Genomic DNA, 16,770 nt, shown 5'->3' on the forward strand with positions numbered 1-16,770 from the left:
GGGGGGCTGCGGGGCGGGACGGATCAGCGCGCGGCCAGCGACTGCAGCTTGTCGGGGTTGCGCACGAGGTACACCGTGTGGACGACGCCGTCGGCCACGTCCAGTTGCAGCACGGTGTCGGGTGTGCCGTCGCGGAGGGCGAGGATCGCGAAACCGCCGTTGATCTCCAGGAAGCGGACGGACAGTCCGGGCGCCTCCTCGCCCGTGACCGCGACGAGGAAGCGGCCCACCTTGTCCGCCGTCTCCAGGATCCGCACCGGCGCCTTCGCCTTGCCGCCGCTGTCTCCCACCAGGCGCACGTCGGGGGCGAGCAGGGCCGTCAGCGCCGCGAGGTCGCCGTCGGCCGCGGCGGCGAGGAACCGCTCCGTCAGATCCCGCCGCTCGGCGGGGTCGACCGGGTAGCGCGGCCGTCGCTCGTCGACGTGCCGGCGGGCCCGCGCGGCGAGCTGGCGCACCGCCGCCTCGCCGCGGTCGAGCGCGGCCGCGATCTCGGCGTGCGGAAGACCGAAGGCCTCCCGCAGGACGAACACGGCGCGCTCCAGGGGCGACAGGGACTCCAGGACCACGAGCACGGCGAAGGAGACCGAGTCGGCGAGCACCGCCCGTTCGGCGCCGTCCGCAACGGTGTCCGCGAAGTCGGTGACGCAGGGCTCCGGGAGCCACGGGCCGGCGTACGTCTCGCCGCGCGCGCGGATCTCGCGCAGCCGGTCGATGGCCAGCCGGGTGGTGATGCGCACCAGGTATGCGCGCGGCTCGCGCACCTGGCCGTGGTCCGCGCCGGACCAGCGCAGCCAGGCGTCCTGGACCACGTCCTCCGCGTCGGCCACGCGCCCGAGCATGCGGTAGGCGACTCCCATGAGGACGGGTCGGTGCGCTTCGAAGACGTCGGTCGGCGTGTCGGCGGTCACGGCCCCATCCCAGCCGACGTACCCGGCGGTGTCCAGGAGACCGCGGGCCACGAGACGGGGGCGGCGGGCGGTGGCCGGGTGGCGACACGACACGAGGACACGAGGGCTACCCGCCGGTAGCAATTGCTGACAAGCTGTCTACGAAATCCGCAGGCCCGTCCCAGACGAGGAGCATCCCCATGTCCGCGACCGTCTCCTTCGAGGTCCCCACTCCGCACGGACCACGGGATGTCACCGTCTCCTACGCGCGCGTGGGGCGCGGCGAGCCGCTGGTCCTGCTGCACGGCATCGGCCATCACCGGCAGGCATGGGACCCGCTGGTGGAGATCCTCGCCGTGGAACGCGACGTGATCGCCGTGGACCTGCCGGGGTTCGGGGCGTCCCCGGGCCTGCCGGACGGCCTCGCCTACGACCTGCCGACGACCAATGCCGTCCTCGGCGCGCTGTTCGCGGCCCTGGAGCTGGACCACCCGCACGTGGCCGGGAACTCGCTCGGCGGCCTGCTCGCCCTGGAACTGGGCCGCGAGCGGCTCGTACGGTCCGTCACCGCCCTGTCCCCCGCCGGATTCTGGTCGCCGGCCGAACGGCGTTACGCCTTCGGCGTGCTGATCGCGATGCGGCGGGCCTCCCGGCGGCTGCCGCTGCCCCTGGTCGAGCGGCTGGCCCGGACGGCGGCCGGCCGCACTGCCCTGACGAGCACGATCTACGCCCGGCCGGCCCGCCGTTCACCCCAGGCGGTGGTCGCCGAGACGCTCGCGCTGGGCCGGGCCACCGGCTTCGACGCGGCCCTGCGGGCCGGCACCACCGTCCGGTTCACCGATGACATCCCGGGTGTCCCGGTGACGGTCGCCTGGGGCACCCGCGACCTGGTGCTCGTGCGCCGTCAGGGGATCCGCGCCAAGCGGATCATCCCCCGGGCCCGGCTGGTGCGGCTGCCCGGCTGCGGCCACTGCCCAATGAACGACGACCCGGCGCTCGTCGCGCGCGTCATCCTCGACGGCAGCCGCTGACCGCCGCCCTCGGCAAGTCCCCCGGCGCCGGGGCTGCGGCCGGGCCGGCTCCTGGTACCGCGCTCGCTCACCGACGACGTGGTCGAGCGCAAGCGGGCCATGGACCTCGGCCAACTCTCCTGGGACCAGGCCCTGTTCGCCCGGTTCCCGCAGCGCGGCGACCACGACCGGCAGCCGCGCCGCTTCACCGCGGGTCCGCACGCCGTGGCCGAACTGCCGCGGCGGTACGGCCCCGAGGGCCGGTTCCCGGAACAGGCCGCCGCGGCCGGTGTCGCACCGCACCCGCTCAGCGCCCGCGCACACGCGCGTACCGGCGGCTCCGCCGTGCGTCCGGTCCTCGGGTACGCCCATCTGACACCCGCGCGGATCCGAGGCGCGGGCCGGTCGCAACGGCGGTGGCGGTACCCGCGGTCGGGGCCCAGGCTGCGAGGGGCCGGCGGGACCGCGGAGACACCCTCCGTTTTCCGTGGCCGCCGGGCCAGTTGTTCACTTGTGGTTTCCGTGGTCGCTGCGGCACACCAGTAGTTGTGGCACTGCACAAGGTCCGGTTCCCGACCCCGGAGGCCCATTCCATGTCACACCGTCCCTTCCCCGGCCGCCGCAGCGTCCTGCGCGGCTCCCTCGCCGCGTCCGCGGCCCTGGCCCTGCCCGCCGCTGCCGGCGCCGTACCCGCGTTCGCCCTGTCGGGGCGCCCGAAGGCGGGCTGGGGCGTGCAGGTCGGCGACGTGACCTCCGACTCCGGTCTCGTGTGGGTGCGCTCGGACCGGCCGGCCCGGATGGTCGTGGAGACCTCGGCCACCGAGTCGTTCCGCAACCCGCGCCGCTGGCACGGCCCGCTGCTGGGCCAGGGCACCGACTTCACCGGCACCACCCAGCTGCGCGGCCTGCCGGCCGGCGAACAGATCCACTACCGCGTGCTGCTCGCCGACCCGGACGACCCGCGTCGCACCGGCGAGCCGGTGACCGGCACGTTCCGTACGGTGTCGGCGCGCCGCCGGGACGGCCTGCGGTTCCTGTGGTCCGGCGACCTGGCCGGCCAGGGCTGGGGCATCAACCCCGACGTCGGCGGCTACCGGATCTACGACGCCATGGCGAAGCTGGACCCGGACTTCTTCCTGTGCAGCGGCGACAACATCTACGCCGACGGCCCGATCAGCGCCACCCAGGCCCTGCCCGACGGGCGGACCTGGCGGAACATCACCACCGAGGAGAAGTCCAAGGTGGCCGAGACGCTGGCGGAGTTCCGCGGCAACTTCCGCTACAACCTGCTGGACGAGAACCTCAAACGGTTCAACGCTCAGGTCCCGTCCATCATTCAGTGGGACGACCACGAGGTGCGCAACAACTGGTACCCGGGTGAGGTGATCGCCGACACCGACGCCCGGTACACCGAGAAGAGCGTCGACGTGCTGGCGGCGCGCGCCCGCCGGGCCTTCAGCGAGTACTTCCCGATCCCGACGCTGCGGCCGGGCGCCAAGCAGGGCCGGGTGCAGCGCGTGGTGCGGTACGGCCCGCTGCTCGACGTGTTCGTCCTGGACATGCGGACCTACCGCAACGCCAACTCGGCCGGCGACCAGACCGTGGACCCGCAGGGCATCCTCGGCCGCGAGCAGCTGGAGTGGCTCAAGCGGGAGCTGTCCCGGTCGCGCGCGGTGTGGAAGGTGATCGCCGCCGACATGCCGCTCGGTCTGGTCGTGCCGGACGCGACCGAGGGCCGGCCGAACATCGAGGCGGTGGCCCAGGGCGACCCCGGCGCTCCGCTCGGCCGCGAGCTGCAGATCGCCGAACTGCTCCGGTACATCAAGCACCGGCGGATCACCGGCACGGTGTGGCTGACCGCCGACGTGCACCACACCTCGGCCCAGCACTACCAGCCGTCGCGGGCCGCGTTCACCGACTTCGAGCCGTTCTGGGAGTTCGTCTCCGGTCCGCTCAACGCGGGCGCCTTCCCGGCCAGCGAGCTCGACGCCACCTTCGGACCGGAACGGGTGTTCGTGAAGGCGCCGACCGCGTCGAACGTCTCCCCCGCCGGCGGCTACCAGTTCTTCGGCGAGGTCGACATCGACGGCGGCAGCGGGGAGCTGACGGTGCGGCTGCGCGAGCAGGACGGCACGGTGCTGTTCACCCAGCGGCTGCAGCCGGGCCGGGTCGGCCAGTAGGCGCGGCGGAAGCCCGCCCGGCGGCCGGCTCCCGTACCCTCGAAGGCGTGCCGCGCACCGGCGTCATCCCCCGGTGCGCGGCGCGGTCGCCGGCGCCGTCCAACTCCCGCCCGGCACAGTGTTTTCGCAGGTCAGGGCGATTGTCAGTGGTCGCTTCTACGGTTTTCCCATGACGCGATCCCTCCAGGCCGTGGCCTATCGCCACGCCTCCGTGCTGGAGTCCGCCGCGGGCGGAAGCCGGCTCGGACTCGAAACCTCCCGCGGTGCCACACCGGCCGGCGTCGCGGACCACCCGCGCTTCTTCGCGGGCTTCCTGACGTCTCCTCAGGTCGCCGCGGCGGGACTGCTGGCGGTGGCCGACGTGGCCGCCGCCCGGTACTACCAGCCGCAGCTGCGCGCCTCGCTCGACCCGGTGGTGACGGGCAACGGCGACCGGCTGCGCTTCGAGTCCTTCTCCGGCTGCGGCGGGGTGTACGCGCGCCTGGATGTGCTCGCGCCCGGTCTGGACGGCGGCCCGGTGGGGCACGGCACGACCAACGTCGACGTCAACAACCCGCTGCGTGAGGCCCTGTCCCGGATCGGCTCGGACGACCCGCTCCATCTCCGGGTCGGGCCGGAGGAGTTGACGGTCACCACGCTGGACGGGCCGGTGGTCGAGAAGAAGGTGCCGCTCCCGGACCGGTGGCTGCGCGGCTTCGCGGAGGCCCAGGTCATAGCGGCCGGTTTCGATCTGCGGGCGGAGCTGTCCGCGGACGAGGCGGTGCGCTTCCTGCGCGGGCTGCCCCGGGCGGGCGGCGGCCGGCGCGCCGTCGGCGGGCCGCGCTGGGTGGTGCCCGTCGGCCGGGGGCTGCGGCCCACCACCCGGCCGGTGCCGGGCGCGGTGTGCCTGCCCGGCCCCGAGCGGCTCGCCGCGCTCCAGCGGGTGCTGCGGCACGCGACGGCCCTGCGGGTCCACGGCCCGGCGGTCACCGGCGGCGCGGCCGGCGCCACGGCCGCCGCCTGGGAGGTGGTCCTGCCGGGGATGCGGCTCACGCTCACCCTGTCGCCCGACGCCTCGCGCGGATTCTCCGGCGAGGGCGGTGTCCTGGACGCGCTCGCCACCGACGAGGCCGCCGAGGACGCGGAGCTGATCGCGGTCCTGCTGGCATGGGAGCCGCGCGTCGACGTGGCCGACCTCGCCGCCGCCTCCGGTCTCGCCCCGGAGCGGGTCCGCGCCGCGCTGGTCCGTCTCGGCACCTCCGGCCGCGTCGGATACGACACGGCGGAAGCGGCCTACTTCCACCGGGAACTGCCGTACGACGCGGAGCGGGTCGAGCGGCACAATCCGCGGCTGCGGGCGGCCCGGGCGCTGGTGGCCGCGGGCGCGGTCGCCCTGGACGGCCCGGTCGGGACGGTGACCGCCGAGGACGGGCATCTGCACCGGGTGCGCGACGCGGCGGGGGTGCTCAGCTGCAGCTGTCCGTGGTGGGCGAGGTACCGAGGCGGGCGCGGGCCGTGCAAGCACGCGCTCGCGGTGCGGATGGTGCGGCGCGGCACGGCGGCCCAGCGGGTGCCGGCGGCAGCGGCCGGGGGTGCGCGATGAGTGTGGTGACGGCGGCCGTGCGCGCGGGCCGGACAGAGGAGGCGCTGGGCCTGCTGACGGGGCTGGCGGACGCCGAACGGCGGGCGCTCCTGCCCGAGTTGAAGGAGATCCGCAAGGAGCTGCGCTCCGCTCCCTGGGGCAGCGGGTCCCGCGAGATGCTGCCCGCGCTGCACGCGGCCGGGGCCGCCTGCCACACCGGGGCGGCGGCAGCCGCGAGCTGGCTCTCGTCGTCCGACCTGCGCTGGCGGCAGGCGGCGCCGGAGCTGCTGCTGCGGGCGCTGGAGGGGCGTGAGTCCGCGTGGCTCGGCGATGTGGCGCACCGCCTGGCCCAGCGGCCGGCGTCCGCGAGGGTGCCGTACGCGCTGATGTCGGGGCTGGTCCGGCGCTCGGGCTGCGCCGTCCCGGTGACGGACGCGTACGTGATCGCCTGGATCCAGCACGTCGGCGGCCACGGGAGGCGGGGTTCGCTCGTGGACCGGCTGCGCGCGGAGCCGGACCTGGTCCGTCTCGTCGCCGGGTTCTTCGACCTCATGGACCTCAGTGAGGTCCGCTGGATGCTGGGCGAGGACACGGGATCCTGGCAGTACGCCCTCGCGGAACTGACCCGGCAGGGCTTCCTGGACCGTGCGACCGTGGTGGACGCGTGCGTCGCCCGGCTGCTGCGCGGCGGCGGCCTGACCGACCACCGGGTCTTCCTTCCGCTGCTCGTCCGTCTGGACCTCACGCGCGCCGAGGAGCGTGCGCGGATCGCGGACTGGACCGCCCTGGCCCGGGACGGCGCCTCCCCCGTCGCCGGGCACGCGCAGGCGGTGCTCTCCGCGCTGGCCCTGGACGGCGAACTGACGCACCGCCGGCTCGCCGAGGCATCCGAGGGCGTCCTGTTCCGGGGCGAGAAGAAACTGGTCCGGGCGCAGCTCGTGCTGCTCGGCAAGGTGCTCTCCCGCCGGCCGGACGCGACAGCGGAGCTGCTGCCCGCCGTGGCCCTCGCGTTCGGGCACGAGGACGCGCAGGTGCAGGAGCGGGCGCTGAAGCTGGTCGAACGCCACGCCGAGCGGCTCGATGCCGCCCTGAAGTCCGAACTCGCCCCTGCGACGGAGCAGTTGACGCCCGGACTGCGGGCACGGGCGGCCGGCGCGCTGGGTCTGGCGGTGGCGGCCCCGATGGCGTACGAGGAGGTGCTGCCGCCCGCGCCGGAGCCGGTGCGGCTGGCGGCGGCTCCGGAGACGGCGGTCGAGCTCGCCGAAGAGGTGGGGGCGCTGCTGGCGAGCGACGGCGGTGTCGCCGCGTTCGAGCGGGCGCTGGACGGTCTGGTGCGGCATGCGCACCGGGACCGGGAGGCCCTGCTGACGGCGCTGGGCCCGGTGATCGAGCGCCGCTGGTGGGACGATACCGGGGTCGATCCACAGGGGCGCGCGGAGCGGTACTTCGGCGGCTCGCACCTCGACCTCCAGGGCGCCGAGAACGCCCTCGACCTGCTGCTGGCGTCGCTGCGCGGCAGGGTGGCGGCGTCCAGGCTCCGCCCGGGGGCCCGGCGCGGTTCGATCGGCCCCACCTGCGTCCACCACGGCCTCGCCGATGCCTTCGACGCACGGATCCGCGAGGTGGCCTGGCGGCTGCACGCCGATCCGCAACCGCTGCTGCTGTCGACCCCCACCTGGAGCACGGGGCTGCTGGAGCCGGCCGACCTGGTGGCGCGGCTCGACACCTATCGGCGGCTGGGCGCCCGTGTCGGCGCGGCCGACTTCGCACAGGCGCTGCTGCGGGTGCGGCGCGGCGACCGCGCGGCCGCTGCCGCGGCGGCGGAGCGGGCCTCGGCGCTCGGCACCGACGAGGGTGAGCGGCTCGCCCGGTGGCTGCGCGCCGAGCCGCCGGCCGCGCCGGTGGCCGGGCGGGAGACCAGAGGGGCGCGGATCCTGGTCGGCTACGGCGAAGTCCCGGAGATGAAGGAGGAGTTCCCCGTCAAGTTCCGGGCGCTGGGCGCGTCGGTGACCGCCTACGGCACCAGCCGGTACTGCTCCCACTGGAACCCCGGAACTCGGCAGCACTGGCTCGCTCTGCTTCCGGAGCGTCGCGAGTTGGTGGCGGTGCGCATGGTGCGGGACCTGTCCGATGCGGCCGTGAACGACGTCCGGGGCGGCGCGGTCGCGCTCCCCCTGCTGGCCGAGTCCGGCGGCGAGGCGGGCGAGTGCGTGCATCTGTGCCTGGCCTACGGGCTGGCGGCCCGGCATCCGGAGGACCGGCTGGCCGCGGTCGACGCGCTACTGGTGCTGGCCGCGCGGGGGCAGCTCGACCCGGCGCGGCTCGGCGCCGACCTGGGGCAGCTGGTCCGGCGCGGGGCGGTGAAGCCGGTGCGGCTGGCCGAGTCGGCACGGCAGGCCGCGGCCACGGGGGCGAACGCCACGATATGGGGGATGCTCCGCCACACTCTTCCGGTGCTGTTCGCGGACCTGGCGACGGCGGCTCCGGTGGGTTCCGTGGGCCCGGTGTCCGCGGCCCGGGGGCTGGGCGACCTGGTGGCCGTGGCCGCCGAGTGTGCCGAGCGGTCCGGGGCGCGGGGCGAGCTGCCGCATCTGTCGCGGACCGCCGACCGGCGGGGCTCGTCCCGGCTGGTGGCCGAGGCCCGTCGGCTGAGGGACGCGCTGAGCGCGCGGACGGCCGTCTGAACCGGCCGTACTACCAGCGAAAACACCCATAACGACCACGAGAAAGAGACATAAATAGGACAGAAGCATGCTTTACCCATCAGTCACAAATCGTTCGTGATCACGCAACACCGTTCCCTCACAGTGGGTGGATGACTGGAGACATGCCGGATGTGACACGAGCGAAGCACGGGCGTCCCGTGCACCACTGGCGGCGGGACGTCGTGGAACTCGCCGCCCTCTTCACGGCCGTCGCGGTGGCGGACGTGGTGGCCAACCTGATCGGGCACGGGCCCGACGGCCCGGCGCTGCTGGTGATCGCCGCGGCGGCGCTGATCGCCACGGCGGGGTTCCACACCTGGTGGGCACGGCGCCACGGTCATGCCCCTCCCGCGGGCCATACCGGCGCCCGGCCGCCCACCGAGCCGCGGCGGACCGGGCCGCCCGAGCAGCCGGAGACGGCGCCCGGTGCCGAGGGCGGGGCGAGCGTGCTGTGGCGGATGCGGACGACGGTGCAGGACCGACCCGGTTCGCTGGCCGCACTGTGCACGGCCCTCGCGGGCCGCGAGGTCGACATCCTGAGCCTGCAGACGCATCCGCTGGCCGAGGGCACGGTGGACGAGTTCCTGCTGCGTTCCCCGGCGGGCCTCGCGGCGGCCGAGATCACCCGGGTGGTCTCGCTGGCCGGGGGCGCGCACACCTGGATCGAGCGGGCCGACGCGCACGATCTGGTGGACGCGCCCACCCGGGTCCTGGGCCTCGCCGCGCGGACCGCGCTGGACGCCGCGGAACTCCCGCTGGCGCTGCGGCAGTTGCTGGGGCGCTGCACCATCCGCTCGCTGCCCGCCGGATCGGCGGGCGACGGACCGGGACCGGAGGCGGTGCCGGCCGAGGGGGCGTTGGAGGAGACCGTGATGCGGCTGCGGGCACCGGAAGGCGGAGTGATCACCGTGGAGCGGCCGTATCTGCCGTTCACGCCGGCCGAGTTCGCCCGGGTGCGGGCGCTGGTGGAGCTGGACGCGCGGCTCGGTCCGCGGATCCCGCGCAGCCAGGACGTGCTGACGCTGGCCGAGGGCGACGCGATCACCGTGCGGCGGGCCGACCCGGGCGACCTGGAGGCGGCGAAGGCGATGCACGCGCGGTGCTCGGCGCGGACCCTCGGTCTGCGGTACCACGGGCCGGTCCGGGACGCGGACCGCTATCTCGACCATCTGCTCGGCCCCCGCTTCGGACGGACGCTGGCCGTGCAGACCGCTTCGGGTCGCATCGTCGGTCTCGGTCATCTGCTGTGGGACGGCGACGAGACGGAGGTCGCGCTGCTGGTCGAGGACGAGTGGCAGCGGCGCGGCATCGGCGGCGAACTGCTTGGTCGCCTGGTGTCGATGGCCGTCGAGGCGGGCTGCGAGAGCGTGTACGCCGTGACGCAGGCGTCCAATACCGGCATGGTCGCCGCGATGCGCGGGCTCGGTCTGCCGCTGGACTACCAGATCGAGGAGGGCACGCTGGTCATCACGGCCCGGCTGGACGCCACCCCGGTCGTCTCGCGACCGCCGTACGACTGCGTGCAGCGGTGGTCCGGCGGACCGGCCGACCACGGCTGATCCTCGCGCCGGGTCCAGCCGGTGCTCGTCCTGGGCGGCGGTTCCCGGGCCGCCGCCCCGGCCGCGCCCGCGGCCGAATCGCGGTGTGGAGCAGCTCGCACGGGGTGACGCGGACATCATCGGCGTATGAGGATGGACGGCATGTCTGAAACCAAGAGCCCGCTGCCCCGCGAGGTGGCCGACGCCTATGTCGACGCACTCGTCGCCCTGGACCCGGTCACCGGTACCTATCTCGGAGTGAAGGAGAGTTCGAGCCGGCTGCCGGACTTCTCGCCCGCGGGCCGGGAGGCCCTGGCGGAGCTGGCGCGGGACACCCTCGCCGGGCTCGCGGAGGCCGAGCGGCGGCCGGGGGCGGACAGTGACGTGGAGCGGCGCTGCGCACGTCTGCTGCGCGAGCGGCTCACCGCCGAGCTCGCCGTGCACGAGGCCGACGAGGACCTGCGCGCGGTCGGCAATCTGCACACCCCCGGGCATGCCGTGCGCGATGTGTTCACGGTGACGCCCACCCGGACGGAGGAGGACTGGGCGGCGGTCGCCGAGCGGCTGCGCGCGGTCCCGGCCGCGCTCGCGGGTTACCGCGCGTCGCTGGCGCTCGGCCTGGAGCGGAAGCTGTACGCGGCTCCCCGCCCGACCGCCACCTTCGTCGACCAGCTCTCCGAGTGGGCGGACACGGACGGCACGGGCCGCGGCTGGTTCGAGGACTTCGCCGCGGCCGGGCCCGAGTCGCTGCGGGCCGAGCTGGACGCGGCGGCCGGCGTGGCGACCGCGGCGGTCGTCGAGCTGCGGGACTGGATGCGGGACGTCTACGCGCCGGCGGTCGAGGGCGCCCCGAACACGGTGGGCCGCGAGCGGTACGCGCGCTGGTCGCGGTACTTCAACGGCACCGACCTGGACCTGGACGAGGCGTACGGGTACGGCTGGGCCGAGTACCACCGCATCCTGGGCGAGATGCGGCAGGAGGCGGAGAAGATCCTGCCCGGTGCCGAGACGCCGTGGGTGGCGCTCGCCCACCTCGATGAGCACGGCGCGCACATCGAGGGCGTGGAGGAGGTCCGGGTCTGGCTGCAGGACCTGATGGACCGGGCGATCGAGGAGCTGGACGGCACGCACTTCGAACTCGCCGAGCGGGTGCGGACGGTGGAGGCGCGCATCGCTCCGCCCGGCGGCGCCGCGGCCCCGTACTACACGGCTCCGTCGGAGGACTTCTCGCGCCCCGGCCGCACCTGGCTGCCGACGATGGGGCTGACCCGGTTCCCGGAGTACGACCTGGTGTCGACCTGGTACCACGAGGGGGTGCCGGGGCACCACCTCCAGCTCGCCCAGTGGGCGCACGTCGCCGAGAACCTCTCCCGCTACCAGGCGACCCTCGGCGGGGTCAGCGCCAACGCGGAGGGCTGGGCGCTGTACGCCGAGCGCCTCATGGACGAGCTGGGCTATCTGACCGATCCGGAGCACCGGCTCGGCTACCTGGACGCGCAGATGATGCGCGCGGCCCGGGTGATCGTCGACATCGGCATGCACCTGGAGCTGGAGATCCCGGCGGACTCGCCGTTCCACCCGGGTGAGCGCTGGACGCCGGAGCTGGCCGAGGAGTTCTTCGCCGCGCACAGCAGCCGGCCCGCCGACTTCGTGGAGAGCGAGCTGACCCGTTATCTGACGATTCCGGGTCAGGCGATCGGCTACAAGCTCGGCGAGCGGGCCTGGCTGCTGGGCCGCGAGAACGCGCGCAGGCGGCACGGCGACGCGTTCGACCTCAAGGCCTGGCACATGGCGGCCCTGTCCCAGGGTTCGCTGGGCCTGGACGACCTGGTGGACGAGCTGTCCGCGCTCTGACCGCCGGCGCGGGCCGACGCCCGCAGGCGAATACCGGGCGGTCCGGCCGGTGGTGCGCACACATGCGTCGTGGGCACCGCCGGCCGGCGGCCCGCCGGTTCAGTCCGGCAGCCGGCTCAGCTGGACGAGGCCGAGCCAGGTCTCCGGTCCCGGCTGGGCGTGGGCCGCGCGCACCGTGTACCGGCCCGGCTCCAGCGGCACGCGCAGGTGCTCGGTGCGCTCGGTCGCGGTGCCGGGCCAGGCCGAGTCGAACAGGACGACGGGGCCGGGCACCTGCCAGCTGACCTCGTTCTGCCAGACCGCCGCGTCGAGGGCCGCGGGGACGCCCGCGAGCAGTTCGTCCTCGGAACCGGCCGCGCTCCACCGTACGAAGGTGCCGTGGTCCGGCAGGAACGAGGTGGAGGCCGGTTCGTCGCCGAGTACCAGGGCCGCGCTGTCGCCGACCGGGAGCAGGCCGACGTATCCGTCGACCTCGCACGCCCGGTCGTAGTCCGTGGCGAGGTCCTCGCCGTCGGCCCCGGCCCAGAACGGCAACACCGCCTCCGGGACCACGATCAGCGGGCCCCCGCCCGACTCCACCCACTCCACCGTGCCTGGATCCGCGTATCGCGCCATGGGCAGAACCTACACGCACAGCGACCGGCCGGTTTCACGAGGGGTCACCCGTCCACTACGCCCCGAAGTGCCCGGTCGACAGCCGCGGTCCGGTAGCGCCCCGAAGGGGCGCGGGGAACTGCGCGACCGGCCAGGACGCGGCCGCAGCCGGCCGGCGCCGCGTCACGCTCCTTTCCGCGGAGCCCTCAGCCGGGACCTCGCAGCGCGGAGCCCGATCTGCCCTTCACCACCTCCAGTTGGGCGTGGATGCGGCGCCGCAGATCGGCGACATGGCTGACGATGCCGACGCTGCGGTCCCGTTCGCGCAGCGAGTCGAGCACGTCGAGGACCTCGTCCAGGGTCTGGTCGTCGAGGCTGCCGAAGCCCTCGTCGATGAAGAGGGTGTCCAGCCGGACCCCGCCCGCCTCGTCGGTGACGACGTCCGCGAGGCCGAGGGCCAGCGCGAGGGAGGCGAAGAACGTCTCGCCGCCCGACAGCGTCGCCGTGTCGCGCTCGCGGCCGGTCCACGCGTCGACCACGTGCAGTCCGAGCCCGCTGCGGCCCCGTCCGGTGCGGTCGTCGGAGTGCACCAGGGTGTAGCGGCCGGAGGACATCCTGTGCAGCCGTGCCGTCGCGGCGGCGGCGACCTGTTCCAGGCGGGCCGCCAGCACGTACGACTCCAGGCGCATCCTGCGTTCGTTGTCGGCCGAGGTGCCCGCGGTGAGCGCGGCGAGCCGGGCCACGCGGTCGTACTCCTCGCGCAGCGGTCCCAGCCGGCGCACACCGTCGGCGGCGCGGGCGGAGAGCCGGTCGAGTTCGGCGCAGCAGCGGGCCGCGGCGTCCCGTGCGGACGCGGCCTCGCGCAGCTGCCCGGCCGCCGAGGCCGCGGCGCGCTCGGCCGCTTCGAGGTCGGCGGGCGGCCGCTGGGCGGCGGCGGCCGTGTCGGCCTCGGCGAGGAGCGCGCGTACGGCGGCCTCCTCGGACTGCCGGGCGTCGAGGAGGTGCTGGAGCTCGCGGTGGGCCGCGTCGTCGAGCAGGGCGGCGGCCACGTCGCGCGGGGTGGCGAAGCCCGCGCGGTAGGCGGCGTCGGCCAGCCGGGCGTCGGCTTCCTTGAGCCGGCGGGCGCTGTCCTCGGCGGCGCGGGTGGCGTCGGCGGCGTCGGTGAGCAGGGCCGTCTGCCGCTCCAGTTGCGCGGCGCGGGCCGCCACGCTGCCGGCGCCGCCGCGCGCCTGCGCCAACTCCTCGGCCAGAACGGCGCGTTCCTGGTCGAGGGTGTCCCGCCGGGTGAGCCGGGAGGCGGCCCTGACCTCGGCCTGCTGCCGGTCGGCGAGGCGCCGTTCGCGCTCCTGCTCGGCCCGTCGCAGTTCCTCGCGGGTGGCGTGCAGCCCGGACGCGTCCCGCCGCGCCCGCGCGTACTCCTGCTCCAACGCATCGGTCTGGGCGGCGAGTTGTTCCGTCGAGGTGTCGCCGGCCTCGGCGGACGCGGCGGCCAGCGCCTCCCGGACGGCGCCCAGCCGCCGCTCGTCCGCGGCGCGCTGTTCGTCGGCGCGCTGGTGGGCCGCCAGCGCGCGCTCCTCCGCCTCGCGGTCGACGTGCCCGGCGACCCTGCGGGCGGGCGCGGGGTGTTCGGTGGCGCCGCAGACGGCGCACGGCGCTCCGTCGGTGAGCTGCGCGGCGAGTTCGGCGGCGATGCCGTTCAGCCGCTGTTCCTTGAGGTCGAGCCAGCGGGCGCGGGCCGTGAGGGCGTTCTGCCCGGAGGCGAGTGCCCGCTTCCGTGCCGCTTCCGTGTCCCCGGCCAGCCGGTCCCGCAGCCGGGCCGCGTCGAGCCGGCGCCGGGCCGGTTCGCGCTGCACGGCGAGTTGTTCGGCGCGGGTGGCCGCCTCCTGGGCGGATTCCAGCCGGGTCTGCAGTCCGGAGCGGGTGGCGTCCCAGCCGGCCAGCCAGCTCCCGGACTCCCGCAGCACGTCTTCGTCGGCGCGTTCCTGACGGTCCAGGCCGGCGCGCTCGGCGACGAGTTCCGTGAGCCGGTGCTCGGCGCGCCGGGCCGACTCCAGGCCGCCCAGTTCCTCGGCGGCCCGGCGGGCGGCGGCGGCGAGCCCGTCGGCACCGGCGTCCGCGAAGGTCTGCGGCAGCAGCCCGCGCGCGTGTGTTTCGGCGGCGGTGGCGAGCCGGTGCTCGGCCTCGGCGGCCTCCCGCAGCTCCAGGGCGGGCGCCACGGTCTCCGCCTTGCGGCCCCGCTCCATGCGGGCCTGCGCCGCACGGTGGGCGCCGGCCCGTTCCTCCAGGAGCGCGGCGCGCCGCCGTGCCTCGGCGAACCTGTGCTGGAGCCGGGCGAGTTCGCGTACGTCGGCGAGTGCCAGGTCGGCGGCGGCCTGGGCGGACTCGGCGGCGGTGAGCCGGCAGCCGGCGACGGCGAGCCGTTCCCGGGCGGTGCTGCGGGCGACGGCCGCGGCGCCCAGGACCGCCTCGGCGAGGCCGGGCTCGCCGGGGGCGAGTTCCGGCAGCTCCATGGCGTCACCCGCCTCCTGCTGCATGCGGTGCGCGTCGGCGAGGAGCGCGGCGTCGCCCTCCCGGACCCGGGCCTCGGTGGCGCGGCGCCGTTCGGCGAGGCGTTTCTCCACGTCGGCGAAGCGCTGGGTGTCGAAGAGCCGGCCGAGCAGTCTGGCCCGGGCCTCGGCGTCGGCGCGCAGGAAGCGCGCGAAGTCGCCCTGGGGCAGCAGGACCACCTGGCAGAACTGTTCCCGGCTCATGCCGAGCAGCTGGGTGATCTCCTCGCCGATCTCCTGGTGCGAGCGGCTGAGGTCCTGCCAGGCGCCGGCCGCCGGGTCGTAGGCGCGCAGCCACGTCTGGGCCTTGTCCAGGGTCGTGCCCGAACCGCGCTTCTTGGGCCGTTCCCAGGGCGGCTGCCGGGTCACCTCCAACCGCCGTCCGGCGACGGTCAGTTCGAGGCGGACCTCGGTGCGGGTGCCGGGGTCGGCGTGGTCGCTGCGCAGGGACAGGCCCTGGCCGCTCTGCCGGGCGCCCGGCACCGAGCCGTACAGCGCGTAGCACACGGCGTCCAGGACGGAGGTCTTGCCCGCGCCGGTCGGTCCGTGCAGCAGGAACAGGCCCGCGGCGGACAGGGTGTCGAAGTCGACACGCTGGGAGCCGCCGAACGGCCCGAAGGCGGTGATGTCCAGCCGGTGCAGCCTCATCGCGCCACCTCGCGCAGCGCGTCGTCGGCGCGCACGGCGTCGAACGCCTCGCGCAGCACGGCCTGTTCCCGCTCGTCGGGGCCGGCGCCGCGCACATGGGCCACGAAGTCCTGGGCGATCTGCTGGTCGGCGCGGCCCGCGAGGCGTCCTGCGTACGACACGTCGGGGGCGTCCGGGGTCCGCTCGGGGGCGAAGACGAGGCTGAGCGCGTGCGGGAAGCGGCCGGTGAGCCGGGCCATGGGATCGGCGGGCCGCACCTGGTCGGTGAGCGTGGCCTCGACCCAGGCCGTCTCGTGCCGGACGAGCGCCGGGTCGGCGAGCAGGTCCTCCAGTGTGCCCCGGATCCGGGCCAGCGGGCGCGGTACCGGGCAGTCGACCCGCTCGGCGGCGACCGAGCCGTCGGCGCCGAGGTCGACGAGCCACATGCTCTTGCGGTGGTCGGCCTCGGAGAAGGAGTAGGCCAGCGGGGAGCCCGAGTAGCGCACGCGCGGGGAGAGGGTCTGGCAGCCGTGCAGATGCCCGAGCGCCACGTAGTCGACGCCGTCGAAGACTCCGGCCGGGACGGCGGCCACTCCGCCGACGGTGATGTCCCGTTCGCTGTCGCTGGCCTCGCCGCCGGTGACGAAGGCGTGCGCGAGGACGACGGAGCGGGTACCGGGCGCGCGGGCGGCGAGGTCGGCGCGGACCCGGTCCATGGCGGCGGCGAGGACGGGCTCGTGGCCCACCCGGTCGACTCCGAACGCGTCCTTCACCAGGGCGGGTTCGAGGTAGGGCAGGCCGTAGAAGGCGACGTCCCCGTGGGCGTCGGCCAGCACGACCGGGGTGCCGCAGCCGGCGGGGTCGGTGCGCAGATGGACGCCCGCGCGGTCGAGCAGCCCGGCGCCGACCCCGAGGCGGCGGGCCGAGTCGTGGTTGCCGGAGATCATCACCGTGGGCACGCCGAGGTCCGCGAGCCGGTGCAGCGCGTCGTCGAACAGCTCGACCGCGGTGAGCGGGGGCACCGCCCGGTCGTACACGTCTCCCGACACGACCACCGCGTCGACGTCGCGCTCACGCACGGTCGTGACGAGGTGTCCGATGAACTCGGCCTGGGCGTCGAGCAGGTTCACCCGGTGGAACGCCCGGCCCAGATGCCAGTCGGAAGTGTGCAGAAGTCTCATGATCCCCGAGACTAACGGCCGGGTCTGACATCACGGGCGGTCACTCCCGTTTCGGGCCGTCACCAGCCCTGCCCCATAGGCCCGTTA

11 protein-coding genes are annotated in these 16,770 nt (G+C 75.2%); 7 read left to right on the forward strand and 4 right to left on the reverse strand.

Features of this window, described 5'->3' with window-relative positions:
* Nucleotides 1–23: 23 nt before the first annotated feature.
* Complete coding sequence (locus tag CTZ28_RS21210; protein WP_121891329.1) at nt 24–908, reverse strand: RNA polymerase sigma-70 factor; 885 nt, start codon at nt 906–908, stop codon at nt 24–26.
* Between the two features lie 179 nt (nt 909–1,087).
* Here CTZ28_RS21210 and CTZ28_RS21215 point away from each other — a divergent pair, with 179 nt between their 5' ends.
* The 7 genes from CTZ28_RS21215 (at nt 1,088) to CTZ28_RS21245 (ending at nt 11,735) form a co-directional block, all read left to right on the forward strand.
* The gene (locus CTZ28_RS21215) at nt 1,088–1,918 is read left to right on the forward strand and encodes an alpha/beta fold hydrolase (protein WP_121891232.1); all 831 of its coding nucleotides are present in this window, start codon (nt 1,088–1,090) and stop codon (nt 1,916–1,918) included.
* A gap of 78 nt (nt 1,919–1,996) precedes the next feature.
* On the forward strand, nt 1,997–2,443 hold the full coding sequence (locus CTZ28_RS21220) for a hypothetical protein (protein WP_121891233.1): 447 nt from the start codon (nt 1,997–1,999) through the stop codon (nt 2,441–2,443).
* 47 nt (nt 2,444–2,490) lie between these two features.
* A complete protein-coding gene (locus CTZ28_RS21225; protein ID WP_121891330.1) occupies nt 2,491–4,077 on the forward strand; it encodes an alkaline phosphatase D family protein in 1,587 nt (528 codons plus the stop codon).
* 169 nt (nt 4,078–4,246) lie between these two features.
* On the forward strand, nt 4,247–5,659 hold the full coding sequence (locus CTZ28_RS21230; protein WP_121891234.1) for an SWIM zinc finger family protein: 1,413 nt from the start codon (nt 4,247–4,249) through the stop codon (nt 5,657–5,659).
* Nucleotides 5,656–8,322, forward strand: coding sequence for a DUF7824 domain-containing protein (locus CTZ28_RS21235; protein ID WP_121891235.1), 2,667 nt, complete (start codon nt 5,656–5,658; stop codon nt 8,320–8,322). Before CTZ28_RS21230 ends, CTZ28_RS21235 begins: the two co-directional genes overlap by 4 nt.
* Before the next feature lie 131 nt (nt 8,323–8,453).
* Nucleotides 8,454–9,902, forward strand: coding sequence for a GNAT family N-acetyltransferase (locus tag CTZ28_RS21240; protein WP_183154498.1), 1,449 nt, complete (start codon nt 8,454–8,456; stop codon nt 9,900–9,902).
* Between the two features lie 141 nt (nt 9,903–10,043).
* Nucleotides 10,044–11,735, forward strand: coding sequence for a DUF885 domain-containing protein (locus CTZ28_RS21245; protein WP_121891237.1), 1,692 nt, complete (start codon nt 10,044–10,046; stop codon nt 11,733–11,735).
* A gap of 99 nt (nt 11,736–11,834) precedes the next feature.
* Here CTZ28_RS21245 and CTZ28_RS21250 read toward each other — a convergent pair whose 3' ends face one another.
* The 3 genes from CTZ28_RS21250 to CTZ28_RS21260 form a co-directional block, all read right to left on the reverse strand.
* Entirely contained in the window at nt 11,835–12,350 is a 516-nt protein-coding gene (locus CTZ28_RS21250; protein WP_121891238.1) for an immunity 21 family protein, read from the reverse strand.
* Nucleotides 12,351–12,535: 185 nt separating this feature from the next.
* Nucleotides 12,536–15,523 carry an AAA family ATPase gene (locus CTZ28_RS21255; RefSeq protein ID WP_121891239.1) on the reverse strand — a complete coding sequence of 996 codons (2,988 nt, stop codon included), beginning with the start codon at nt 15,521–15,523 and terminating at the stop codon, nt 12,536–12,538.
* On the reverse strand, nt 15,520–16,683 hold the full coding sequence (locus tag CTZ28_RS21260) for an exonuclease SbcCD subunit D (protein WP_121891240.1): 1,164 nt from the start codon (nt 16,681–16,683) through the stop codon (nt 15,520–15,522). Before CTZ28_RS21260 ends, CTZ28_RS21255 begins: the two co-directional genes overlap by 4 nt.
* Between the last annotated feature and the right edge of the window lie 87 nt (nt 16,684–16,770).

The sequence above is a fragment of the Streptomyces shenzhenensis genome (assembly GCF_003688995.1).
Taxonomy (GTDB): domain Bacteria; phylum Actinomycetota; class Actinomycetes; order Streptomycetales; family Streptomycetaceae; genus Streptomyces; species Streptomyces shenzhenensis_A.